The organism is Agromyces sp. NPDC058136 (assembly GCF_042884375.1).
GTDB lineage: Bacteria > Actinomycetota > Actinomycetes > Actinomycetales > Microbacteriaceae > Agromyces.
Window position 1 is genome coordinate 289,351 of record NZ_JBHVUA010000002.1, and the last position, 23,169, is coordinate 312,519.

Below are 23,169 nucleotides of genomic sequence, written 5' to 3' on the forward strand. Positions count from 1 at the left end.
TACCAATGCACATCCGAAGGAACGATCCATTGCACAGCATCACCGACCGCCTGCACGTCGTCGCGAACGGCAGCGACCCCCTCGAACGCGGTCGCGAGCGGGGCGCGCAGCTCCGCGACGCCCTGCCCGCGGGGCTGCAGACCTATCTCGAGCTCTTCGCGAAGTACGCGCTCGACGAAGCCCGGGTCCGCGACCTCGCGCTCCGGTGCGCCGACGCGGTCGGCGAGTGGCGCCCCGCCCGTCTCGCCGAGATGGACGGCATCGCCGCCGGCGCGGGGGTCGAGCCCTGGCACGTGTACGCGCTGAACGCCCGCACCGAGATCCTGTCGCAGGGGCTCGGGGCCGCGCCGGGCGAATGCTCGACGATCGGTCGCCGGGTCGAGCTCGGCGGCGGCGCCGTGCGCACCTTCGGCCTGCAGACGTGGGACTGGCACCACCAGCTCGACGGCGAGTGGCACACGCACGAGACGCGCGGCGGCACCTACGACGTCGTCGGACTCACCGAGCACGGGATGCTCGGCAAGATCGGCGTGAACAGCGCGGGCCTCGCGCTGCACTTCAACATCCTGGGGCACCGCGCCGACGGCGCCGGCGGTGTGCCGGTGCACGTGCTGTCGGCGACCGTGCTCGAGGAGACCGCCTCGGTGGAGGAGGCCGTCGACCTCGTGCGGGCGGCGCCGCGCAGCGCCTCGAGCTCGTTCACCCTGCTCGACGCCGACACCGTCGTCACGACCGACATCACGCCGATCGGGGTGTTCGTCATCGAGCCTGTCGACGGCACGGTGGTGCGCACCAATCACTTCCTGAGCCCCGAGCCGCAGGCCGAGGAGAAGACGGAGATCTACCAGCCCGACTCCGACGAGCGCTACGGCCTCATCGCGAGCCGGTTCGCCGACTACCCCGAGCCCCGCACCGACGAGGAACTGCTCGCCTTCCTCTACTCCGACCCGGGGCAGCCGCTGCTCTGCCACCGTCCCGACCCGGCGCTGCCGTTCGGCGAACGCTGGGCGACGCTCGCGACCGTGCAGACGGACCCCGTCGCGCGCACCGCGCGCATCGCGAACGGCTCGCCGATCGATGCGCGCGCGGGCGACTGGCGGACCCTCGTCGCGTAGTTCGCGCGGCTGCGCCCCTGGCTGCGCGGGCGGCTTCGCCGGCGGCCGTGCCTCCGGAGGCGATCTCCGTCGCGCGGCGGATCCGCTGCGGGGCGCGGCTCGGTAGCGTGACCCGGGTGAGCGAGAGTATCGAAACCCAGGCCACCGCCGACGTCGAAGCACCGCCCGAGACGCGTGCGACCGTGCCCTGGGCGGCGGTCGGCGTGTTCGCGCTCGTGTCGTGCGGACTCGCCTGGCTCGTCGCCGCGCCGCTGTGGGCGCGCGGCGAGGGGCTCGGCGACCCGCTGCTGCCGCTCATCGCCATGGCGATGATGCTGACCCCGGCCGCGGCGACGTTCGTCGCGATCGTCGTCGACGGGCGGATCCGCGGCCGGCGTCCGGCACGCGACATCCTGCGCGAACTCGGCATGTGGCCGCTTCGGCCCGTCGGCCGCACCATCGGCACGAGCCTCGCGATGATCGTCGCGATGCCGCTCGTCATCGGCGCCGGCCTCGTGGTGGTCGGCGTGCTCGGGCTCGCCGTGTTCGACCTGGTCGGCTTCTCGGGGTTCACCGAGCTGATCTCCGCGCAGCTGCCGCCGGGCCAGCCGCTGCCGCCCATGGGGCTCGTGGTCGCGGCCCAGTTCCTGATGATCCCGGTCGGGGCGGTCATCAACGCCCCGCTCGCGTTCGGCGAGGAGGTGGGCTGGCGCGGGTGGCTGCTGCCCGCCCTGCGCCCGCTCGGCGTGTGGCCGTCCCTGCTCCTCTCGGGCGCGTTCTGGGGCTTCTGGCACAGCCCGCTCATCCTGCTCGGCTACAACTACGGCCTGACCGACGGCACCGGCGTGCTGCTCATGATGCTCGCGTGCACCCTCTTCGGCGTGCTGCTCGGCTGGACCAGGCTGCGAACGGCCTCGGTGTGGCCCGCGGTCTTCGCGCACGGCGCGTTCAACGCCTCGGCCGGGCTCGGGGCGCTCGTCATCGCCGCCGGCTCGCCGACACCCGAGGCGTGGCTCGCGAGCCCGCTCGGGCTCATCACCTGCGGCGTGTTCGCCGTGCTGATCGTGCTGCTCGTCGCCGTGGGCCAGTTCCGCGCCTCGCGGCTCGCGGCGCGGCTCGGCTGAACCGGGCCGCGCCGCCGCGCCGCGTCAGGGATTCGGGTTCGTCGCCTTGCCGTCGAGCCACAGGGTGTCGGTCGCGTCGCGGTGCACGCCGTCGGTGCCGACGTGCTTGGTGCTGATCTGCGGGCCCTTCGTGATGACGTGGACCAGCGCCATCGCGTGCCCCTGGCCGAGGCCGTAGTCCTCTTTCAGCCAGGCGACGATGGGGGTCGCCTTCGTGGTGGCGTCGAAGCCGCGTTCGTTCGCGAGCTCGATGAACTGGCGCGGCGTGAGTCCCGTCTTCGTCTCGATGTTGTCGAGGTAGGCCTGGAACGACATTCGGATGCTCCTTCGGTGGGTGGTCGGTGGTCTTCGGTTCGGTGGACAGCGGGCGGGCTACTCGGCCCAGGTCTGCACGATCGTCTCGGCGGCGTGGATGCCGATGAGCTTCAGCCTGCCCTCGCCGGCGTTCTTGAAGCCGTGCCACACGCCGGCCGGCGCCGTTGCGGTGTCGCCGGCGTGCGCGACGAGTTCGGTGTCGCCGACGGTGATGCGGGCGGTGCCCTCGAGCACGATCCACGTCTCGGCGTAGGGGTGCCAGTGGAGGTCGGGACCCTCGCCGGGCTCGTTGTCGACGAAGAAGTACGAGATGCGGGCGCCGTGCTCGAGGCCGACGAAGCGGCGCGTGCGGCCGGTGCCGATGCGCAGCTCCTCGGCCGAGACGACACGCGGCGTCTCGGGCGGCGTCATGGTCGGGGTGAGGGTGATCTCTGCGGCGTTCACGTTCGGCTCCTCGGTTCGGGATGTCTCGGTGTTGATCTGCGAACAGCTTCGCGCCGTGGCATCCGACGCTCTAGAGTTTCGATGTGGATCGAAACTACGTCGATTTCCGACTCGCGCCCGACGACATCTCCGCGATCCGCTTCGGCATCTCTCCCGGGCACGAGCTCTGCCACGCCGTTCGCGTGCTGCAACGCCCCGAAGACCACCCGCTGCAGTGGGGGTGGCTCCGCGCGGTGCGCGGGCGCCTGCCGCGCGAGTCCTTCGAACTGCTCGCGGTGCTCATCGGCGTCGACGGCTACATGCCCGACTTCCTCACCGCCGACCCCCGCTGGGACCTCGAGCCCGAGGAGGAGGCCGCCCACCTCGCCGCGGCACCCGTCGCGCCCATGCTCGTCGACCTGCACAAGATGGTGCTGCGCTCGAGCGGGGCGCGGCAGCAGGCGATCCTCCGCATGATCGACGAACCCGAACGCGCCCGCGCCATGATCGCCGAAGCCTGGAGCGAGGTCTGGGCCGCTGCGCTCGCCCCCGTGTGGACCCAGCTCGAACGCCTCCTGCGCGCCGACATCGCCGTGCGCGCCCGCCGCGCCGCGACCAGCGGGCTCGCCGCCATGGTCGGCGAGCTGCACCCGCGCATCAGCTGGAACGACCACGCCGTGCGCGTGCAACTGCGCCTCCACCGCGAAGCACTCGACTGCCGTGGCTCCGGCCTCGTCCTCGTGCCGTCGGTGATGTCGGGCGCCGGCTGCATGGTGCTCACCGAACCGCCCGTGCAGCCCAGCGTCTTCTACCCCGCGCAGGGCGTCACCGAGACCTGGGCGCGCGACTCAGCCGGGACGGAGGCCGCGCTCGGCGCGCTCATCGGCCCCGCCCGCGCCGAGATCCTGCTCGGTGCGCACACCGCCCGCACCACCTCCCAGGTCGCCGCAGCCCTCGGCATCGCCGTCTCGACCGCCTCGCACCACCTCGCGGTGCTGCGCGACGGCGGGCTCGTCACCTCCACGAGAGACGGGGCACGGATGCTCCATCTGCGCACGCCGCTCGGCGAGGCGCTCGTCGGCGCGGTGCTCTGATCAGTCGACCGAGGCGAATCGTCGCGGATCGCCGCTCCGGCGCACGGCGACCCCGGCGAGCACGAGGGCGAACGCCGCCACGGCGACGAGCACGAGCAGTCCGAGCGGGCCCCAGACGGTTCCCGAGACGGCCGCGGTTTCGGCGAGCGTGCCGCCCAGCAGCTGCAGCGCCGGAGCGGTCGGGACCGTCGCCGCCGCGGCGGCGACGAACGGGGGCACCGTCGAGGAGAGCCCGGCGGTCAACGCGACGAGCGCGATGAACACCGCGACGAGGCGCCCGGCACCGCCGAAGGCCGCGGCGAGCCCCTGGTTCGCGATCGCGAAGACCGCCCCCACCGCGATGCTCGCCACGGTGAAGGCCGCACCCTGCACCGGCGTCACGGCGAGGCCCGTGAGCACCACCACGCCCACCACGAGCCCTTGCGCGGCGCCGAGGCCGAGCCCGGGCAGCACCGCGCGCCACGCGATCGACCGCGACGGATCGGCCGCGGACAGGCGCTCGATCGGCACCGCGCGACGGGCGAGCGCGAGCGCGAGGCCGCCGAGCCAGAGCGCGAGCGCGCAGGAGAGCGGCACCGAAAGCACCCCGGGGGTGCCCGAGCCCTGATCGGCGGCGACCGGCTGCGAGACGACCGTCGAGAGCGTCGTGATGTCGTCGTCGGTGTAGCTCGGGATCTGCTCGCTCGCCTGCGCGAGGCCGGCGGCGAGCTGCGCGGCGCCCGCATCGAGCGAGCCCGCGCCGCTCGCGACCTCGCCTGCCCCGCTCGCGAGCTCGGCGCCCCCGCTGCTCGCTCCGCTCGCACCGCTCGCCAGGTCGTCGGCACCCGTCGCGGCGGCGTCGAGACCGTCGACGAGGCCCGTGGTCGCCCGGGACAGGTCGGCGTTGCCCGTCGCGACCCCGTCGGCGCCGCCGGCGAGGGCATCGATCTTCGCATCGAGCCCGCGCAGGTTCTCGAGCGCGGTCGACGCGCGCTCGCAGACCGGGCCGGGGGTCGTGCACACGCGGTCGACCACCGCGGCGAACTCGGCGGTCGCGCCGGCCAGGTCGCTCGCGAGCGCATCGACGCCCGCGGCGACCTCGGCCGCGCCATCGGCGAGCAGGCTCGAGGCGCCGGGCAGCGGGCCGGCCGCGGCATCCAGCGCCGAGACACCGGCCGAGAGCTCGACGGCGCCGGTCTCGAGCGCGGCGAGGCCGTCGGCGAGCGACGCGGCGCCTGCGGCAAGCTGGGCGGCCCCCGCGTCGAGCGAGCTCGCGCCGTCGGCGAGCTGGGCGGCGCCGCCCGCCGCGTCGCCGATCTGCTCGTCGATGGTGTTGAAGCCCTGGTACACCTGCGAGAGGTACTGCTCGATGAGCTGCCGGTTGAGCGCATCGACCGCGGCCCGGGTGACCGCGGCGGTGAGCGCCGGATCGAGGACCGCTGAGGCCGGGGTCGTCGCGACCTCGATGGCGGCCTGCCTCGCGTCGCTCGCGGCTCCGCTGAACGAGGTCGCCGCCGCCGAGAACGAGGCAGGGATCGTGACGACGGCGCTGTAGCGACCGCTCGCGAGGCCTGCCGCTGCCTCGTCGGCGTTCGTCAGCACCCAGTCGAAGTTCGTCGGGGACTCGGTCGGGGTCCCCGCGGCGGGGGACGGCAACGGGGTCGGCGGGGGCGACGCCACCGCGCTCGGGGTCGCGCTGGCAGTCGGGGGCGGGCTGGCGCTCGGGCTCGAGCTCGCGCTCGCGCTCGCGGTCGGGCTCGGGCTCGCGCTCGGGCCCGTCGCCGCGTCGCCGCCGCCCTCCATCAGTCCTGCCGCGAACTGCCGACCGAGCGGTACGGTGCGTCCGTCGATCGTGACGGGCTCGTCCTCGTTGACGATGGCCGCCGTCATCCGGTCGAGGTGCTCGGTCGGCGCGGCGAGCGCCCAGCTCAGCACCCCGCCGATGAGGACGGGGAGCAGCACGAGCCCGAGCATCGCGAATCGGCCGAGCCGCTCCGAGCCCGAGGTCGCCGCGAACGTGTGCGAGGCCATGTCAGCCTGCCGCCGCCAAGCTCGGGGCGGCGCCGGCCCGGACCGGGGCGCTCAGCTCGACGACCTGCCGGGGAGCACCGCCCGGCAGCAGCCGCTCCGCCGCCTCGGCGTCGCCCGCCGCGACCACGACGCTGAGCGCCGGGCCATGCCGCCCGGAGCCCGCTCTCGCCGCAGCTTCGGCGAGCAGCGCACGGATGCCCCGTACGACGGTCGGGTCGCCCACCTCCTCGACCGCATCGAGCACGAGCAGCTCGGGGTCGGCTGCGAGCGCGGCACGCACCTCGTCGAGGGCGGTCGGCGATGCGGCGAAGCGCACGAATGCCGAGCGGGCCCGGACCGCCGCCGCCCGTGGAGGCACGACGAACCCCGCGACCTTCAGCCGGCCTGCGGCGACGGAGCCGCGCCCGCAGACCGCGAGCAGCAGCCGGGTGCGCTCATCATCGGTGCCGCCGAGGAGGATGAGATGCGAACCGCGCGGCACCATCGCATCGAGGTGGGGCGAGGCATCCGTCTCGTCGTCGAGGCCGGGCACGGCCGCGCGCACGCGGTCGGCCGCGATCGCGAGTCGAGCGCCCGGCTCCGGCCAGTCGGCGAGGGCGAACTCCTCGGCGAGGCCCTCACCCTCGATGTCGAAGTGGGGCAGCGCGCGATCGAGGCTTCGCGGCATCCACCACGCGCGCGCACCGAACAGCACGAGCACCGCCGGGATCAGGGACATCCGCACGACGAAGGCGTCGATCGCGACGCCGACCGCGAGGCCGAACGCGATGGGCTGGATCGACGCGTCGCCCTCGGGGACGAACGCCGCGAACACCGCGAACATGATGATCGCCGCCGCGGTCACCACCCGCGCCGAGCTCAGGAACCCGGCGTCGACCGCCGCCTCGGCGTCGCCCTGGTGCACGTAGTCCTCGCGCATACGGCTGACGAGGAACACCTCGTAGTCCATCGCCAGCCCGAAGAGCACGCCCATGAGGATGATCGGCATGAAGCTGATCACCGTGCCGACGTCCGCGACGTTGAGCTGCTCGGCGAACACGCCGTCGACGAAGACGGCACTCGTGAGCCCGAACGCCGCGCCGATCGAGAGGGCGTAGCCGAGGGCCGCCGTCACCGGCACTACGATCGAGCGGAACACCATCGCGAGCAGCACGAGCGAGAGCCCGATGACGAGCAGCCCGAAGGGCAGCAGGGCGCCGGCGAGCTGCGCCGAGATGTCGATGCCCGCGGCCGTGTAGCCCGTCACCGAGAGATCGACGCCGTACTGCTCCTGCCAGTCGTCGTGCATCGCGCGCAGCTCGGCGACGAGCGCCGCCGTCGCCTCCGAGTCGGGCGCGCCCTCGGGGATCACCTGCACGATGCCCGTGTCGCCCGTCTCGTTCGGCGTCGCGAGCGGCACCGCCGCCACCCCGTCCACGGCGGCGATCGACGCGGCGAGGTCGTCCATGAGCGCGACCGGGTCGGTGCTCTCGATGACGGTGCCCGTGACGATGAGCGGGCCGTTGTAGCCGGGCCCGAAGTGCTCGGCGATGAGGTCGTAGGCGATGCGGCCGGGGGCGTCCTCCTCGAGCGAGCCCGCGTCGGGGAGGGCGAGCCGCAGGTGCGCCGCGGGCAGCGCCGCGAGCCCGAGCAGCCCGACGATCACGACGATCGTCACGGGGGGCCATCGGGTCACGGTGCGCACCCATCCCCAGAAGAACCCTCGGTGCACGGGCGGATCGACGCCGTCCTCGTCGTCGATCGATCGAGCGTCTTCCTCGGCGGTCTCCTCCATGGTCTCCGCCGCCGTCTCCGCTTCCTCCGCTTCCCCCGCTGCTTCTTCGGGCGCATCGGCAGCCTCGCTCACCGTGCGTTCGGCCGCGTCGGTGCCGCCCGGGCGGAAGCGCTTCGCGACCACCCGCCAGCGGGCGAACCCGAGGAGCGCCGGAGTCAGCGTGAGCGAGATGAGCACGGCCACCGCCACCGCGAGCGCCGCGGCCACGCCCATCGTGGTGAGGAACGGAATGCCGGCCACGGTCAGCCCGAGGAGCGCGATGATGACCGTCGTCGCCGCGAAGACCACCGCAGAGCCCGAGGTCGCGACGGCGCGCGCCGCCGACTCCTCGGGGTCGAGGCCGTGCTTCAACTGGTCCTGATGGCGCGAGACGATGAAGAGCGCGTAGTCGATGCCGACGGCGAGGCCCAGCATGAGGGCGAGGAGCGGCGTCGTCGAGGTGATCGTCATGAACCCGGTGCCGGCGAGCACGATCGAGAGGGATGCCGCGACGCCGAGCAGCGCCGTGACGAGCGGCAGCCCGGCGGCGATGAGCGAGCCGAAGGTGATGAGGAGCACCACGTAGGCGATCGCGATGCCGAGCAGCTCGGTGACGCTGATGCCCGTCGAGGTCTGCGAGAAGAGCTGTCCGCCGACCGCGACCTCCGATCCGTCGGGCAGCGCAGCCTCGAGCGAGCGGCCGGCCGCCTGCAACGCGTCGGCCGTCGACGGGAGCACCTCGCTCGTGGACACCGACAGTTGGATCGGCACGATCACCGCCGACTCGTCACTCGCGATGTTCGCAGCGCCGCTCGTCGCCGACGAGTACGGCGAGGTCGCCGAGGTGACCTGCGGGAGCGCGGCGATCGCGCTCGCCGCGTCGTCGACGGCCGCCTCGAAATCGGCGTCGGTGACGGAACCTCCCTCGGGCGCGACCGCGATGAGCTGCGCCGAGCTGCCGCTCACCTGCGGGAAGGTGCGCGCGAGCGCGTCGAGGGCCTCCTGCGACTCGGTGCCGGGGATCGAATAGCTGTTGTCGGTGCCCTCGCTGAGCAGCGCCGTCCCCGTGAACAGCACCGCGAGCACGGCGACCCAGATGAGCAGCATCGCGCGACGTGCCTGGAATGCCCAGCGGCCCAGGGCGTACAACGCTGAAGACATGCGGTCACCGTTCCGGAGCGGATTCGGGGGACCTCGTCGGTCTGGCGGGGTGCATCTCAGGCTAGAACCGGGGGACAGACACGGCAAGACACCGGTAGTGGGGGTGTCTTGCCGTGTCAGGCCCGAGGCCCTCGGACGTCAGCGCAGCGGTCGGTTGCTGCGGATCAACCCGTCGGGGTCGACGCGGTGCTTCACAGCGGCGAGCCGGTCGAGCACCGCGGGGCCGAACGCGTCGGCGAGGCTCGTCTGCGAGCCCAGGAAGCTCGGCACCATGCCCTCGGCCGGATACCTCGCGGCGAGCTCCCGCAGGGGCGCGAGGGCCGCGGCCCCGTCGACCGTCGGATCGAGGAGCAGCGCGCCCGAGCTGAGCAGGCCGGGGGCGTGCACCGCCCCGATGGCCGAGAGCTCGGCGCCCAGCTCCTCGGCGATCGCGCCGCCCATGGCACGGATGCTGCAGCGGGTCAGCCCGTGTTCGGCGCCGCGGAGGAAGGCCTCGACGAAGTCGCCCGCGAACGTCTCGTCGAGCGGGCCGATCGCGGCACCGAAGTCGGCGGTCGGCATGGGGTCGACGGGTTCGGCGGCCACCGCCGCGAGCTGACCGATCGTGAACGGGGTGAGGGAATTCGCGATCGGCTCGGCGACGGCGAGCAGCCGATCGGCGAAGACGCGCCCGGTCGCCTCGTCGCCGACGTGCACCAGCCCGACCGTCGCGACGATGCGCCCGCGCAGGTGCGGCGGCATGACGGGCAGGTCGGGGAAGCGCATCATGCCGAGGTCGAGCCCGAGCTCGGGCTCGTCGTGCGCGAGTGCGTAGGCGGCCGAGAGGACGGCGGTCGCCGACTCGGCGGGGAACACGAGGCCACCCCCGTAGAGGGCGTCACCGGGGTGGAGCGCGAGCTCGATCGCGGTGATCACGCCGAACAGCCCGCCGCCGCCGCGGAGCGCCCAGAGCAGCTCGCCGTCGTCGGCGTCGGTGACCCGACGGACGTCGCCCGCGGCGTCGACCAGTTCGACCGCGATGATCGACCGGGCCGTGAGCCCGTAGCGGCGGCTGAACATCGACTGGCCGCCGGCGATCGCGAGCCCCACGACGTTGACCTCGGGGTTCGAGCCGGCGAGCCCGATGAGGCCGGTGCCCTCGAGCGCCGCCAGGGCGCGACCCCAGTTGACACCCGCGCCGACGCGCAGCACTCGCGCCTCGACGTCGACGTGCAGCTCGTCGAGCCGCCGCGGACGCACCAGCACGACGCCGTCGAGGTCGTCGGAGGCGCCGTGCCCGTTGGGCTGCGCGGTGACGCCGAGCCCGGCTTCGCGGGCGGCGCGCACGATCGCCCGCACGTCGTCGACGTCGGCGGGCTCGGCGACCGCGGCCGGGCGCTGTTCGATCGAGAGGTTCCACGGGGTGCGCGCGGCGTCGTAGCCGGCGTCGCCGGGCAGGAGCAGTGTGCCCCGGAGTTCGGTGCGGAGCCGTTCGAGCGGTGCGGGGTGGTGCGAGGCGGTCATCGGTGTCCCTTCGTCGGGGCAAAGCTAGCGCGCCCCTCCGACACGAGGGATGCCCCGGGCGTTCGCCCGGGGCATCCCCTGCTCACGAACTCGAGAAGCGACTCAGCCGGCCTTGCCGAGTTCGCGCATCGGCTTGCCGTTCTTCGGGTTCGCGGGCTTCACCTTGCGCCGCGTCCCGTCGACGACGACGATGACGTTCGACATGTTGCCCGCACGGTCGGCGACGACGTCGTACGAGACGACCCGGCCGTCCTTCCACTCGCAGCTCACCGAGTAGCCGCCGCGGGCGCGGAGGCCCGTGAACGACCCCGAGGCCGCCCAGTCGGCGGGCAGCGCCGGCAGCAGGCGGATGACGCCGTCGTGGCTCTGCACCAGCATCTCGGCGATCGCGCCGGTGATGCCGAAGTTGCCGTCGAGCTGGAACGGCGGGTGGTTGCACCACAGGTTCGAGAGGGTGTTGTAGGTGATGAGGCCGCGCAGCATGATGCCGGCCCGCTCGGCATCGCCGAGCCGGGCGAAGAGCGCGGTGCGCCACGGCCAGGTCCACGAACGGCGGCTGTCGCCGGAGACCGTGCCCGCCGTGAACGGCACGCCCTCCTTCTCGCCGCAGCGCGCCTTGAGCGACACGAGCGCCGCCGCGGCGAACTCGGCCGACTCGGGCGTGATCTGCCGGCCCGGGTAGACCGCGAACAGGTGCGAGGTGTGCCGGTGGATGTCGGTCGGGTTGTCGCGGTCGGCCTGCCACTCCTGCAGCTGGCCCCAGCTGCCGATCCTGTTCGGCGCCAGCCGCGCCTGCAGGTCGGCGACCGTGGCCCGGTACTCGGCGTCGATGTCGAGCGCGTCGGCGCAGTCGAGGTAGTTCTGGAAGAGATCCCAGATGATCTGCTGGTCGTACATGACGCCGTCTTCACGGGGGCCGTGCTCGGGCGACCAGCCGTCGGGCGCCACGAGGGTGCCGTCGGGCAGCTCCTTGAGCCGGTCCTCCCAGAACTCGCAGATCTCCTTGATCAGCGGGTAGGCGGTGTCGCGGAGGTACTTCTTGTCTTGCGTGAACGCCCAGTGCTCGTACACGTGCTGCATGTACCAGGCGCTCGCGACCGTGTTCCACTCCCACGAGTTGCCGCCGAAGATGCTCTGCGAGGTGCGGGCCGTCCAGCCGCGGGTGCTCTCGCCGAAGGCGTTGCGCGTCGCGACCCGGCTCGGCACCGCGACCTGCTGCACGAACGAGATGAGCGCCTCGTGCGACTCGGGCAGGTCGGTCGTCTCGGCGCCCCAGTAGTTCATCTGCACGTTGATGTTGGTGTGGTAGTCGCTCGCCCACGCCGGCTGGTTCGAGTTGTTCCAGAGGCCCTGCAGGTTGGCGGGCAGCCCGCCCGGCCGCGAGGAGCTCAGCAGCAGGTAGCGGCCGAAGTCGTACATCGACTGCTCGAGCGTCGGGTCGGCCGCTCCTGCGCCGTAGCGCGCGAGGCGCGCCGTCGTGGGCAGCGCCAGCACCGAGGCATCCGTCTCGCCCCACTCGACCGCGGCGCGCGACATGAGCGCCGAGACCTGGGCGACGTGCTCGTCGCGCAGCTCGTCGAAGCTGCGCGCGCCCGCCGCCTGGAGCGCGGCGTCGATGCCGGGCTGCGGCGCGGCGCCGCGCCAGCCGTCGGCGGCGCTGAGCTTGTAGTCGGTGCGCGCGTCGAGGAGGAGGGTGATGGTCGACGCCCCGCTCACGCGGAGGCCCGCGCCGTCGGCGGTGACCTCGCCGTCGGTGTCGGCGATGCGCACCGTGGCCGCGTGGCTCAGCTGGTTGGCCATCGTGCCCGCGACGCCGAGGCGGCGGGCCGCCACGTCGACCGAGGTCGGCGAGTTCTCCTGCTCGGAGGCGAGGGCGATCGTGCCGGTCAGGGCGCCGGCGGTGTCGCTCGTGTAACGCAGCACGACGACGTCGGCCTCGCGGCTCGCGAACGCCTCGCGCAGCACGGTGCCGGCGACGGTCGCGAAGTGGGCGGTGTGCAGGCCGACCGTGGGGTCGAGCGCGCGACGGTAGCCGACGACCTGGCGCTGCCCGCGGGTCGTGTAGCCGCTGCCCGTGAACGCGACCCCGGCGAGGCGGAACGCGCCCGGTGCGGTGAACGTCAGGCGGTAGTGCGAGTACGCGGTCCCGTTCGCGAACGAGAAGCTCTGCGCCTCGCTGCGGCCGGCGAACGCGACGCCCGACCTCGTGTCGAGGGTCGTCCACGTGACGCCGTCGTTCGAGGCGGCGAGCACCCAGTCGCGCGGGTCGCCCTCGGGTGCGTCGGGCGCGTTCGTCAGCACGTAGCCGGTGAGCGCCCGCTTCGCGCCGAGCTCGAGCTGCCACGCGGCACCCGATCCGGCGTCGTCGACCTGCCAGACGGTGGATGCCTCGCCGTCGACGCTGCCGACGAGCGAGTCGGCGTGGCCCGTCGGCGACGAGACGTACACGCTGCCGCCCTGCGCCAGCTCGACGCCGCCCAGCCCGATTTCGGAGAGCTGGAAGTGGCTCACCCCGGCCTTGGGCACGAAGTCGATGCGGTAGAAGCGGTAGGCGGCCGCGTTCTGGAACTCGTACGTCTTGGTCTGGAAGCGCTGCTCGAACGGTGCTCCGGTGCGCGAGTCGAGCGTCGCCCAGGCGCTGCCGTCGTTCGAGCCCAGCACGCGCCACTCCTGCGGGTCGCGGGCGGGCACGTCGTTCGCGCTCGTGAAGCTGTACGACGTCACGACGGCGGCGGTGGGCAGCTCGGCCTGCCAGAGCACGTGCGCCGGCGGGCCGTCGATGCACCACTTCGTCTGGCTGTTGCCGTCGTAGCTCTTGTCGACGTCTTCGGCGCCCCAGATCTTGTAGGGGCCGCCCGGCGCGGTCACCTTCGGGCGCGCGCCGAACCCGATCGTGAGGGTGCCGAAGTCGCGGTACGAGCCGAAGCCGGTCACGCTCGTGTCGTAGGCGCCGTCGGGCTTGCCGGCGAGGGCGTTGTCGTAGTCGTTGAGCCCGCCCCAGAGGCTCTGCTCGTTGAACTGCACGACCTCCTCGTCGGGGTTGCCGAAGAGCATCGCACCGAGTCGGCCGTTGCCGATCGGCAGGGCCTGCGTCTCCCAGTCGGTCGCGGGCGTGCCGTACCAGAGCGACTTCGTCGAGAGCTCGGGGATGGGGATGCCTCCGCCGACGGCGGCGGCCGCCCGACCGCCGACGAGGGCCGCCGCGGGTTGGGCGGCGAGGAACTGTGGCACGAGCGGGGCCAGGGCGACGAACCCGCCGAGCTGTAGGGCGCGGCGGCGCGGGATCTCGCGTTCGAGCATGCGTGGGGACCTCCGGAGCATCATTGATCTGGTGTTTCGGTGCGGAACGGTCGCAGATTCGGGTGAATCTGCGACCGTTGCTCATCTTGCCCGATTAAAGATCGGATGTATAGGCCTGTGCGCGAGAGGCTCGTCGTCAGTCGAGATCGAGGCGCATCAGCACCCGCGGGAAGCGGTTGAGCACCGAGGTGGTGTCGGCCGCCTTCGTGAAGCCTGCTCGCTCGAACGCCCGGCGGGTGCCGACGTACGCCATCGTGAGGTCGACCTTCGCGTCGCAGTTGTCGACGGGGTAGCCCTCGATCGCCGGCGCCCCGTTCGCCCGGGCGAACTCGACCGCCCCGGTGAGCAGGTGGTGCACGATGCCCTCGCCGCGGTGGCCGGGGCGCACGCGGAAGCACCAGAGCGACCACACGTCGAGCTCGTCGACGTGCGGGATCTTGCGATTGGTCGCGAAACTCGTGTCGGCCCTCGGATGCACCGCCGCCCAGCCGACCGGTTCGTCGTCGTCGTACGCGAGGACGCCCGGCGGCGGCGTCTCGTGGCAGAGCTCGCGCACGCGGTCGCCGCGGGCCGGGCCGGCGAGCGCGAGATTCTCTTTCGAGGAGCGCAGCCGGTAGCTCAGGCAGAAGCACACGTTCGACGTGGGCTTCTTCGGCCCGATCACCGCCGCGACGTCGTCGTACACCGACGCGGGCCGCACTTCGATCGCCATGCGCCCAGCCTGCCACCGGCCGCCGACACGCGGCGGGCAGACCCGGACGGCGCGCCCACCTCGCGTGCTCCCGGCCCTCTGCCAGCATGTGAGCCGTGCCCACTCGTGAGCGAACCACCCGACCCGACGAGCTCGAGCGCGTGCTCGCCCGTCGCCCGCCGTGGTCGGCGCGCGCCCGCCGCTGGACGCTGACCGCGCTCATCGCCGCGTTCGTCGTCACCGCGCTCGGCGCGGTCGCGGCGAGTTCGCCGTGGCCCTCGGCGCTCGCGATCCGCTGGGTGTTCGAGCAGGGCGCCGCGGCGACGATCGCCGAGATGGAGCGCCACGCACCCGACGGCGGCGTCGACGAACGCCTCGACGTGCCGATCGAGGGCAGCGCGACGGGCGCCGGCTTCGACGTGTTCACACCGGCCGGAGACGATGAAGCGCGCCCGACGGTCGTCTGGGTGCACGGCGGCGCGTGGATCTCGGGCCGCAAGGCCGACGTCGCCCCCTATCTGCGGATCCTCGCGAGCGAGGGCTACACCGCGATCGGGGTCGACTACTCGATCGCACCCGAGGCCACCTACCCGACCGCCGTGAACGAGCTCAACGACACCCTCGGGTACCTTGTCGAGCACGCCGAGGAGCTCGGCATCGACCCCGATCGCCTCGTGCTCGCAGGCGACTCGGCCGGCGCGCAGCTCGCGAGCCAGCTCGCAGTGCTCACCACGAACCCGCGCTACGCCTACCTCCTCGGCATCGAACCGGCGCTCGACGCCGAGCAGCTCGCCGGGGTGATCCTCAACTGCGGCGTCTACGACCTGCGGTCGATGGCCGAGCTCAACGGGATCGGCGAGTGGGGTTTCAAGGTCGCGCTCTGGGCGTACACGGGCACGAAGGACTGGTCGTCGAGCGCGCCCGGTTCGATGATGTCGACGATCGAGTTCGTGACCGAGGAGTTCCCGCCGACGTTCATCAGCGGCGGCAACGGCGACGCGCTCACCTGGATCCAGTCGGTGCCGATGGCGGGCGCGCTCGCCGACGCCGGGGTCGAGACCCACGAACTGTTCTGGCCGGCCGAGCACGCGCCCGCGCTCGGCCACGAGTACCAGTTCCACCTCGACCTCGACGAGGCGCAGCTCGCCCTCGACGAGACCCTCGACTTCCTCGACGAGCACACCCGCTGACGCCGGGCGACGCGCACTCCGGCGCGCCTCCCGCAGCCCCCTGGATTCGCAGGTGACACGCACCCGCCGCGTCCTCCAGACTGTGACCCACCGTCATCACGAAGGAGTGATCACCTCATGGGTCCATTGACCACGATCGGGCTGCCCGTCGCGCTCGGCATCATCATGTTCGGCCTCGGCCTCTCGCTCACCCCGCGAGACTTCGCGCGGGTCGCGAAGCAGCCGAAGGCGGCCCTCGTCGCCCTCGTCTGCCAGCTCCTGCTACTGCCGCTCATCTGCTTCGGACTCGTGCTCCTCTTCGATCTGCCGCCGGTGCTCGCCGTGGGCATGATGCTGCTCGCGGCATCCCCGGGCGGCACGACCGCGAACCTCTACAGCCATCTCTTCCGCGGCGACGTCGCGCTGAACATCTCGCTCACCGCCGTGAACTCGGTGCTCGCCGTGTTCACCCTGCCGCTCATCACGAACCTCGCGATCGCGTACTTCCTGCCGGGCGACGAGGGGCTGGGCCTCCAGATCGCGAAGACGATCGAGGTGTTCGCGATCGTGCTCGTACCCGTCGCGCTCGGCATGCTCGTGCGCTGGTGGAAGCCCGCCTTCGCCGACCGCATGGACAAGCCGGTGCGCATCGCCTCGGTCGTGATCCTCATCGTCGTGATCGCGGGCGCCATCGCCTCGAACCTCGAGCTGCTGCTCGCGAACGCGGGCACCCTCGCGCTCATCACGGTGCTGTTCTGCGTGCTGAGCCTCACCGTCGGGTTCCTCGTGCCGCGCCTGCTGAAGGTCGGGCGGGCGCAGTCGGTGGCGACCTCGTTCGAGATCGGCATCCACAACGCGACGCTCGCGATCGTGATCGCGCAGACGGTCATCGGCAGCGTCGAGATGAGCCTGCCCGCCGCGGTCTACGGGGTGCTGATGTTCTTCGTCGCGCTCGCGTTCGGGTTCCTGATCCGCGAGCGGAAGCCGGTCGCGGAGGCGGTTCCGACTGCGTCTGCCTGAGGTGAGCGGGGTCGGCAGCCGGGCCGCCGACCCCGCTCAGACCGGCCCGAGCTCGGGCCCGTGCGTGTCCATGATGTGCGCGCGCAGCGCCTCGGCGAACGCGGCGGGGTCGTCGGCGCGCAGCGCCTCGATGAGGGCGAGGTGCTCGGCGATCGTCTCGTCGACGCGTTCGAAGAGGAGGTCGCGGTGGGCGCTCAGCAGCAGCCGCTGCCGGTCGGCGAGCCGGTCGCCGATCTCGACGAGCACGGCATTGCCGGATGCCTCGACGAACGAGCGGTGGAACGCGATCGTCAGCTCGACGAAGCCGTCGAGGTCGCGTGCGACGAGGGCGGCCCGTTGCGCCGCGAGGCCCGGCTCGAGCCGGTCGGCGAGGCTGCGGCGCACCTCGCTCGTCGCCCGCTGCACGCCCATCGCCTCGAGGATGAGGCGGGCGTCGGCGAGGTCGGCGATCTCGCGCGGGCCGAGCTCGCGCACGAGGGCGCCGCGCTTCGGGTAGATCGTGATCCAGCCCTCGTCCTGCAGGCGGGCGAGGGCGGCGCGCACGGGGGTTCGGCTCATGCCGAGGCGGCCGGCGAGCTCGTTCTCGCTGAGCATGCTGCCGGGGCGGTGGGTGCCGTCGAGGATCGCCGTACGGGTCGCGGCGTAGGCGCGTTCGGCGGCGCTGTCGGTGGTCGGCACCCGCCCATCATCTCCGCTGGGCACGGCGGTGCACCAGCCACACGCCGACGAGCACGGCGGCTGCGGCGGCGACGAAGACGAGGTCGGGGATGCCGGCCGTCGCGCGCAGCGCGCTCGACTCGATCGCGAACTGCTGCGAGGCGCCGAGGAGGCCCGAGAGTCCGGCCGTGCCGTCGGTCACGATGAGCAGCACCCCGAGCCCGATGCCGATGAGTCCGGCCACGACCTGGGTCCAGGTGTTCGACCAGCGGCCGATGCGCAGCATCCGCGGCCGGACGAGCGTGCGCACCCATGCCGAGCGCGACCACAGGAGCGCGAGCACGAACAGCGGCACCGTCATGCCGAGCGCGAAGATCGCGAGCGCGAGCCCGCCGTAGAGGGGGCTTCCGCCGAGCGCCGCGAGCGTGAGCACCGAGCCGAGCACCGGCCCCGCGCAGACGCCCGCGAGCCCGTACACGGTGCCGAGCAGGTAGACGGATGCCACGGAGCCGGCGTCGCCCGCGTCGTCGCCCGCGCCCGTGTCACGGGTGAACGCGGGCAGCGGGATGCCGATCACCTGTACGAGGCCGAGCACGATGACGACGACCGCGGCGATCGTGACGAGCAGCGTGCGGTTCGCACTGACGAACGCGCCGACCGTGCCCGAGAGCACGCCGATCGGCACGAGCGTCGTCATGAGGCCGAGCGCGAAGACGCCGGTGCGGGCGATGAGGCGGGTCGGCGTGGTGAACGCGTACGCGAAGAACGCGGGCAGCAGCATCACCGAGCACGGGCTCAGCAGGGTGAGGATGCCGCCGATGAACGCGCCGGCGAAGCCGAGATCCACGGGTCGCCGGGGTCAGCGGGCGGTGGGCAGGTCTGCCGCGTCGACGCCGGCGGCGAGCAGCTGCTCGTCGAGGAACGCGCGGACGGCGTCGATCGGCTGCGCGCCCGAGAGCGCCTGGTCGCCGGCGACGAAGAACGGCACGCCGGTGACGCCGAGCTGCTGCGCCTGCGCGGTGCTCGCGGTGACGGCCTCGGCGAGGTCGGCCCGGTCGAGGTCGGCCTCGAACGCGGCGAGGTCGGGCACGCCCGCCTCCTTCGCGAAGCCGACGAGCTTCTCGCGCGGCATGTCGGGGTGGCCCTTCTCGGGGGCGGCGGCGTAGATCACCTCGAGGTACTCCTGGAAGCGGCCCTGCTCGCCCGCGGCGCGGACGGCGACGGCGGCGGCGGTCGAGTCGTCGCCGAAGAACGCGACATCGCGGAACTCGTAGCGCACGAGCCCCGACTCGACGTACTCGTCGAGGACGACGGGCAGCGTCTGGTTCGTGAACACCGCGCAGTACGGGCAGCGGAAGTCGGCCCACTCCACGAGCACGACAGGCGCGTCGACGTCGCCGATCGCGAGCGGGTCGTCGGCATCGCGCAGCGCGATCGCGGGGTTCTCGGCGTAGTTCGCGGTGCCGGATGCCTCGGGCCCGGCGGTCGCCGTGCCGTCGCCGCCGCCCGGGGCCGCGACGGTCGACTGCGGGAAGCTCTGCGCGATGACGACGACGAGGAGGAACGCAGTGGCGATGCCGAGCACGACGTTCAGGATCTTCGAGCGGCGCAGCCGCCGCTCGAGCGCGGCGCCGTGGGCCGTCGCGTGGCCGGGTCGCTCGCCCTTCGCGGGAGTCTCGGCGGGGTTCGGGGTCGTCTGCTTCGTGCCCATGCTCGGAAGGATACAACTTGTATCCAAGATGAAGCTGGGTCGGGACTGAGACCGCGGCTCCGGCGTCAGCGCCGTGGGCCGCCGTCGAACACGAGCGCCGCGAGCAGTACCTCGAGCGAGGCCTGCACCCGCTCGTCCGTCCACGATTCGGGGTCTTCGACCGCCTTCACCTCGTAGCCGCGGCAGTACAGGTAGAGGATGTCGGCGATGTGCGCGGCGGTCTCGTGGTCGACGGGTTCGTCGCCGGCCACGATGTGCCCCGCGCCCGCGAGGAACTTGCCGTACGTGGCATCCGTCACCCCCCTCACGACCTCGTAGGCGCGCCGGTTGGCGCCGCGCACGTCGGCGATGACCTCGATCCAGAGGCTGCGCAGCACGTTCTCCTCGGGGGAGGAGCTGCACATCCACCGGGTGAGGGCGGCGAGGCGTTCGACGCCGAGGAGCTCGCCGAGGTGGGCGGCGCGCTCGGCGTCCCACTGGGCGCGCGCGTGTTCGAGCGCGTTCGCCATGAGGTGCGCGCGCGAGGGCACGAAGTTCGTGATGTACGCCGTCGAGCGGTCGAGCCGGGCGGCGACGGCGCGGAGCGTGATCGCGCCCGTGCCCTGCTCGCGGGCGATCTCGACGGTCGCGCGGGCGATGTCGGCGAGGCGCTCCTCGGCGTCGACCTCGATCGGCACGTTGCCCCCTTCGTTCGCGTCGGCTCGTCGTTTGACAGCCTGCCATGCCGGGCACTACGTTTCAAAACACTGTTTTACAACGGTTCGCATCGACGAGGAAGAGGAACCACGCATGACCGTGAACGGCGGCGTCTCGTACTGGTGGCAGCACCTCGGCCTGCCCGCGCAGCGCCCCGCCCTCGGCGGCGACCTCGACGTCGACGTCGCCATCGTGGGCGCCGGATACACCGGCCTCTGGACGGCGTACTACCTGAAGCGCGCGCAGCCCGACCTCCGCATCGCCGTGCTCGAACGCGAGTTCGCCGGCTACGGCGCCTCGGGGCGCAACGGCGGCTGGCTCACCAACTCGGTCACCGGCGGGCGCGAGCAGTACGTGAAGCAGCACGGCCGCGACGCGGCGATCGCCCAGCAGCGCGCCCTCAACGCCACCGTCGACGAGGTCATCGCGGTCGCCGCCGCCGAGGGCATCGACGCCGACATCCACAAGGGCGGCGAGCTCAACGTCGCCCTGAACGCCGCCCAGCTCGCCCGGCTGAAGTCCGCCGACGCCGACGAGCAGTCGTGGCCCGACACCGACGTCGAACTGCTCGGCGCCCGCGAGACCGCTGCCCGCGTGAACGTGCACGGCGTGCTCGGCGGCGTCTGGCACCCGCACTGCGCCCGCGTCGACCCCGCGAAGCTCGTCAAGGGCCTCGCCGAGACCGTCGAACGCCTCGGCGTCACGATCTACGAGGGCACCGCCGTCACCGAGATCCGCCCGGGCGAGGCCCGCACCGAGCGCGGCACCGTGCGCGCCGCCCACGTGCTGCGCGCCACCGAGGGCTTCACACCCGACCTCCGCGGCGAGCACCGCACCTGGCTGCCGATGAACTCGTCACTCATCGTCACCGAGCCCCTCGCCCCCGCCGTGTGGCGCGAGATCGGCTGGAACGGCCGCGAGACCCTCGGCGACTTCGCGCACGTCTACATGTACGCGCAGCGCACCGCCGACGACCGCATCGCCTTCGGCGGGCGCGGCGTGCCCTACCGCTACGGCTCGCGCGTCGACCGCGACGGCGAGACCCAGCAGCGCACGATCGAGGGGCTCGGCACGCTGCTCGCACGGTTCTTCCCGGCTGCCGCGGATGCCTCGATCGACCACGCCTGGGCCGGGGTGCTCGGCGTGCCGCGCGACTGGGCCGCGACCGTCGGCCACGACCCCGCGACGGGTCTCGGCTGGGCGGGCGGCTACGTCGGGACCGGCGTCACCGCGACGAACCTCGCCGGCCGCACCCTCAGCGACCTCGTGCTCGGCCGCGACACCGAACTCACCAAGTTGCCGTGGGTCGGGCACCGCGCCCGCAAGTGGGAGGTCGAACCGCTCCGCTGGCTCGCCGTGCAGGCGATCTACACCGCGTACCACGCCGCCGACCGCGGCGAGCAGCGCGGTCGCGCCACGACCTCGCCCATCGCCCGCGTCGCCGACCTCGTCGCGGGGCGCTGAGCGCGCCATCCGTTGCTTCTGCAGGAGAATTGCGCTGGCAGCCCTGAATCCGGGGGCATCGTGACGATTTTCCTGCAGAAGCAGCAGCACCTCAGGAGGAGACCATGACCGACCAGGCCGACCAGCCCGTTCAGCCCGTCGCGACCGTCGCGGGGCTCGCCCCGATCGCACGCGACCTCGGCCCCGCCACGCCGAAGCCCACCGCGCTGACCGAAGGGGTGCTCGAGGCATCCGACGCACTGTGGGCCGTGCCCGGCGTCGACGTGGGCTACTGGGAGTGCACGCCCGGCCGCTTCGCCGCGACCCGCGAGGGCTACACCGAGGTGTGCCAGTTCCTCTCGGGGCGGGTGACGATCGAGGTCGACGGCGAGGAGCCCGTGACCTTCGGCGCCGGCGACACGCTCATCACCCCGAGCGGCTGGCGCGGCACCTGGGACGTGCACGAGACGGTGCGCAAGCTCTACGTCATCATCGACGACGCGCCCGCACCCGAGTGATGTGGGAGCGTGGTGGGGTGACCCTCACCACGATCGCGACCCCGAACACCTCGTACACCCTTCGGCGCGCTCGCCGAGACGACGTCGATGCGCTCGTCGCCCTCATGGCGGCCGACTCGCTGCGCGCCGCCGAGTTCGCATTCGACGACGCCGCGCTCGCCGGGTACCGCCGGGCGTTCGACGCCATCGACGCGGATGCCGCGCAGCTGCTCGTCGCGCTCGAAACCGAAGACGGGCGGATCGTCGGCACGATGCAGCTCACCTTCATCCCCGGGCTCTCGCGCGGGGGCGCGACGCGCATGCAGATCGAGGCGGTGCGGGTCGCCGAGGAGCTGCGCGGCGGCGGCATCGGCTCGAAGATGATCGCCTGGGCGGTCGAGCACGCGCGGCTGCACGGTGCGCGACTCGTGCAGCTGACCTCGGATGCGCGCCGCGACGACGCGCACCGCTTCTACGAGCGGCTCGGCTTCGAGGCATCCCACGTCGGGTTCAAGCAGTACCTCTGAAGCGCGAAGCGGGCGCTCGTCAGCCGGCGAGCGTCGGGAAGCTCCACGTGCCGTCGGCGATCTCGGCGCGCGGACGGTAGAGCCGGACGAGGTAGTTCCACCCTTCGGCGATCGGGATCGCGTTCGGCACCTCGGCGGGGTAGTCGCCGAACCTGACGGTGATCGTGCCGTCGTCGTTGCGGGTGCCGGTGATGTTGTTGATCGTGTACGCGCCGCGCTCGTTCGGTTCGAAGAACCCGGCCGCGTTGTAGACGGAGATCGACCAGAACCCGTCCACCGGGACGTCGCCGACCGTCAACTCGTACCGGCCCACCGGCAGGCGCGGGTCCACTCCGATGTAGCTCGCCTCCGACGAGGGCAGCCCGCCCCAGCCGGCCGCGGTGCCGATGAGGTGGCGGACGGGGTCGACCTCGTCCTTCGAGCCGAACGTGCGGTCGAAGCCGCTCAGGTTGCGGGCGAGCGCGAGCAGCGCGTCGCGGGTCTCGTCGAGGCTGCGCGTGTCGTAGTCGGGCTGTTCGAACGGGACCGACGAGCCGGCCTCGAGGAGGATCTGGTCCTGGAGCGCCACCACCTCGGCGAGATCGTCGGCATCGGCCGGGTCGACGAGGGTGCGCATCGCGAGCACGACGTATCGAGTGCCGAACTGTTCGACCGACAGGGTGTGCTCGCCCGCGTCGTGGAAGATCGCATCGACGTAGTGGTGCTCGTTGACGACCATCGCCGACAGGTAGCGATCGCCGTGCTCGGGGATCGTGAACGTCGCGCCGGCGCTGAGATCGACGACCGCGAAGCTGTACAGCGTGTCGCGGTTCAGGCGGATGACCGTCTGCTTGTCGATCGACGCGGGTTCGCGGTTGTGCACGAAACGGTTCACGCCGCCCGCGTCTCTCTGGAGATCGTGCATCATCCGGTGGGTCTCAGCGAGGGCGAAGTTATCGACGTTGACGAGAATGCTCACCGTTCGATCATGGCATCGGTGAC

At 72.5% G+C, this 23,169-nt stretch carries 20 protein-coding genes; 8 read left to right on the top strand and 12 right to left on the bottom strand.

The window, feature by feature from the left end:
- The first annotated feature begins 29 nt into the window (after window positions 1–29).
- Window positions 30–1,115 carry a C45 family autoproteolytic acyltransferase/hydolase gene (locus ACFVTX_RS07635; protein WP_386898991.1) on the top strand — a complete coding sequence of 362 codons (1,086 nt, stop codon included), beginning with the start codon at window positions 30–32 and terminating at the stop codon, window positions 1,113–1,115.
- A gap of 116 nt (window positions 1,116–1,231) precedes the next feature.
- The gene (locus ACFVTX_RS07640; RefSeq protein WP_386898992.1) at window positions 1,232–2,218 is read left to right on the top strand and encodes a CPBP family intramembrane glutamic endopeptidase; all 987 of its coding nucleotides are present in this window, start codon (window positions 1,232–1,234) and stop codon (window positions 2,216–2,218) included.
- A 24-nt stretch (window positions 2,219–2,242) separates the two neighbouring features.
- Here the strand turns inward: ACFVTX_RS07640 and ACFVTX_RS07645 are convergent, their stop codons facing one another.
- Entirely contained in the window at window positions 2,243–2,533 is a 291-nt protein-coding gene (locus ACFVTX_RS07645) for a DUF4287 domain-containing protein (RefSeq protein WP_386898993.1), read from the bottom strand.
- Window positions 2,534–2,590: 57 nt separating this feature from the next.
- Window positions 2,591–2,977: a cupin domain-containing protein gene (locus ACFVTX_RS07650; RefSeq protein WP_386898994.1), complete on the bottom strand. Its 387-nt coding sequence runs from the start codon at window positions 2,975–2,977 to the stop codon at window positions 2,591–2,593.
- A gap of 83 nt (window positions 2,978–3,060) precedes the next feature.
- Between ACFVTX_RS07650 and ACFVTX_RS07655 the strand changes: the two genes are divergently transcribed.
- Window positions 3,061–4,050, top strand: coding sequence for a DUF5937 family protein (locus ACFVTX_RS07655; RefSeq protein WP_386898995.1), 990 nt, complete (start codon window positions 3,061–3,063; stop codon window positions 4,048–4,050).
- Here the strand turns inward: ACFVTX_RS07655 and ACFVTX_RS07660 are convergent, their stop codons facing one another.
- The 5 genes from ACFVTX_RS07660 to ACFVTX_RS07680 form a co-directional block, all read right to left on the bottom strand.
- Window positions 4,051–6,060, bottom strand: a complete 2,010-nt coding sequence (locus ACFVTX_RS07660; protein WP_386898996.1) for a YhgE/Pip domain-containing protein — start codon at window positions 6,058–6,060, stop codon at window positions 4,051–4,053.
- Between the two features lies 1 nt (window position 6,061).
- Window positions 6,062–8,974: an MMPL family transporter gene (locus ACFVTX_RS07665; protein ID WP_386898997.1), complete on the bottom strand. Its 2,913-nt coding sequence runs from the start codon at window positions 8,972–8,974 to the stop codon at window positions 6,062–6,064.
- Window positions 8,975–9,112: 138 nt separating this feature from the next.
- Complete coding sequence (locus ACFVTX_RS07670) at window positions 9,113–10,477, bottom strand: FAD-binding oxidoreductase (protein ID WP_386898998.1); 1,365 nt, start codon at window positions 10,475–10,477, stop codon at window positions 9,113–9,115.
- A 102-nt stretch (window positions 10,478–10,579) separates the two neighbouring features.
- Window positions 10,580–13,777, bottom strand: coding sequence for a glycoside hydrolase N-terminal domain-containing protein (locus tag ACFVTX_RS07675; protein WP_386898999.1), 3,198 nt, complete (start codon window positions 13,775–13,777; stop codon window positions 10,580–10,582).
- Between the two features lie 136 nt (window positions 13,778–13,913).
- A complete protein-coding gene (locus ACFVTX_RS07680) occupies window positions 13,914–14,489 on the bottom strand; it encodes a GNAT family N-acetyltransferase (protein ID WP_386899000.1) in 576 nt (191 codons plus the stop codon).
- Window positions 14,490–14,584: 95 nt separating this feature from the next.
- On the opposite strand from ACFVTX_RS07680, the gene ACFVTX_RS07685 reads away from it, so the two are divergent.
- Together ACFVTX_RS07685 and ACFVTX_RS07690 are read left to right on the top strand one after the other, a co-directional pair.
- The gene (locus ACFVTX_RS07685; protein WP_386899001.1) at window positions 14,585–15,658 is read left to right on the top strand and encodes an alpha/beta hydrolase; all 1,074 of its coding nucleotides are present in this window, start codon (window positions 14,585–14,587) and stop codon (window positions 15,656–15,658) included.
- 117 nt (window positions 15,659–15,775) lie between these two features.
- Complete coding sequence (locus tag ACFVTX_RS07690; RefSeq protein WP_386899002.1) at window positions 15,776–16,657, top strand: bile acid:sodium symporter family protein; 882 nt, start codon at window positions 15,776–15,778, stop codon at window positions 16,655–16,657.
- A 36-nt stretch (window positions 16,658–16,693) separates the two neighbouring features.
- On the opposite strand, the gene ACFVTX_RS07695 is transcribed toward ACFVTX_RS07690, so the two are convergent.
- From ACFVTX_RS07695 to ACFVTX_RS07710, 4 genes are all read right to left on the bottom strand, one after another.
- Window positions 16,694–17,335, bottom strand: a complete 642-nt coding sequence (locus tag ACFVTX_RS07695; RefSeq protein ID WP_386899003.1) for a GntR family transcriptional regulator — start codon at window positions 17,333–17,335, stop codon at window positions 16,694–16,696.
- A gap of 7 nt (window positions 17,336–17,342) precedes the next feature.
- A complete protein-coding gene (locus ACFVTX_RS07700) occupies window positions 17,343–18,161 on the bottom strand; it encodes a cytochrome c biogenesis CcdA family protein (protein ID WP_386899004.1) in 819 nt (272 codons plus the stop codon).
- Window positions 18,162–18,173: 12 nt separating this feature from the next.
- Entirely contained in the window at window positions 18,174–19,025 is an 852-nt protein-coding gene (locus ACFVTX_RS07705; protein WP_386899005.1) for a DsbA family protein, read from the bottom strand.
- Window positions 19,026–19,090: 65 nt separating this feature from the next.
- Entirely contained in the window at window positions 19,091–19,702 is a 612-nt protein-coding gene (locus tag ACFVTX_RS07710) for a hypothetical protein (RefSeq protein ID WP_386899006.1), read from the bottom strand.
- A gap of 112 nt (window positions 19,703–19,814) precedes the next feature.
- On the opposite strand from ACFVTX_RS07710, the gene ACFVTX_RS07715 reads away from it, so the two are divergent.
- From ACFVTX_RS07715 to ACFVTX_RS07725, 3 genes are all read left to right on the top strand, one after another.
- On the top strand, window positions 19,815–21,185 hold the full coding sequence (locus ACFVTX_RS07715; protein WP_386899007.1) for an NAD(P)/FAD-dependent oxidoreductase: 1,371 nt from the start codon (window positions 19,815–19,817) through the stop codon (window positions 21,183–21,185).
- Window positions 21,186–21,289: 104 nt separating this feature from the next.
- Window positions 21,290–21,682, top strand: coding sequence for a cupin domain-containing protein (locus tag ACFVTX_RS07720; RefSeq protein WP_386899008.1), 393 nt, complete (start codon window positions 21,290–21,292; stop codon window positions 21,680–21,682).
- A 17-nt stretch (window positions 21,683–21,699) separates the two neighbouring features.
- Window positions 21,700–22,188 (top strand): GNAT family N-acetyltransferase, encoded by a 489-nt coding sequence (locus ACFVTX_RS07725; protein ID WP_386899009.1) that lies wholly within the window; start codon window positions 21,700–21,702, stop codon window positions 22,186–22,188.
- 19 nt (window positions 22,189–22,207) lie between these two features.
- Here the strand turns inward: ACFVTX_RS07725 and ACFVTX_RS07730 are convergent, their stop codons facing one another.
- The gene (locus ACFVTX_RS07730) at window positions 22,208–23,146 is read right to left on the bottom strand and encodes a DUF1254 domain-containing protein (protein WP_386899010.1); all 939 of its coding nucleotides are present in this window, start codon (window positions 23,144–23,146) and stop codon (window positions 22,208–22,210) included.
- Window positions 23,147–23,169: the final 23 nt, after the last annotated feature.

Bases quoted from the DNA above. Each gene is read 5' to 3' on its own strand.
- ACFVTX_RS07645 (WP_386898993.1), bottom strand. From the start codon at position 2,533: ATGTCGTTCCAGGCCTACCTCGACAACATCGAGACGAAGACGGGACTC.
- ACFVTX_RS07660 (WP_386898996.1), bottom strand. From the start codon at position 6,060: ATGGCCTCGCACACGTTCGCGGCGACCTCGGGCTCGGAGCGGCTCGGC.
- ACFVTX_RS07665 (WP_386898997.1), bottom strand. From the start codon at position 8,974: ATGTCTTCAGCGTTGTACGCCCTGGGCCGCTGGGCATTCCAGGCACGT.
- ACFVTX_RS07670 (WP_386898998.1), bottom strand. From the start codon at position 10,477: ATGACCGCCTCGCACCACCCCGCACCGCTCGAACGGCTCCGCACCGAA.
- ACFVTX_RS07675 (WP_386898999.1), bottom strand. From the start codon at position 13,777: ATGCTCGAACGCGAGATCCCGCGCCGCCGCGCCCTACAGCTCGGCGGG.
- ACFVTX_RS07680 (WP_386899000.1), bottom strand. From the start codon at position 14,489: ATGGCGATCGAAGTGCGGCCCGCGTCGGTGTACGACGACGTCGCGGCG.
- ACFVTX_RS07690 (WP_386899002.1), top strand. From the start codon at position 15,776: ATGGGTCCATTGACCACGATCGGGCTGCCCGTCGCGCTCGGCATCATC.
- ACFVTX_RS07705 (WP_386899005.1), bottom strand. From the start codon at position 19,025: ATGGGCACGAAGCAGACGACCCCGAACCCCGCCGAGACTCCCGCGAAG.
- ACFVTX_RS07715 (WP_386899007.1), top strand. From the start codon at position 19,815: ATGACCGTGAACGGCGGCGTCTCGTACTGGTGGCAGCACCTCGGCCTG.
- ACFVTX_RS07720 (WP_386899008.1), top strand. From the start codon at position 21,290: ATGACCGACCAGGCCGACCAGCCCGTTCAGCCCGTCGCGACCGTCGCG.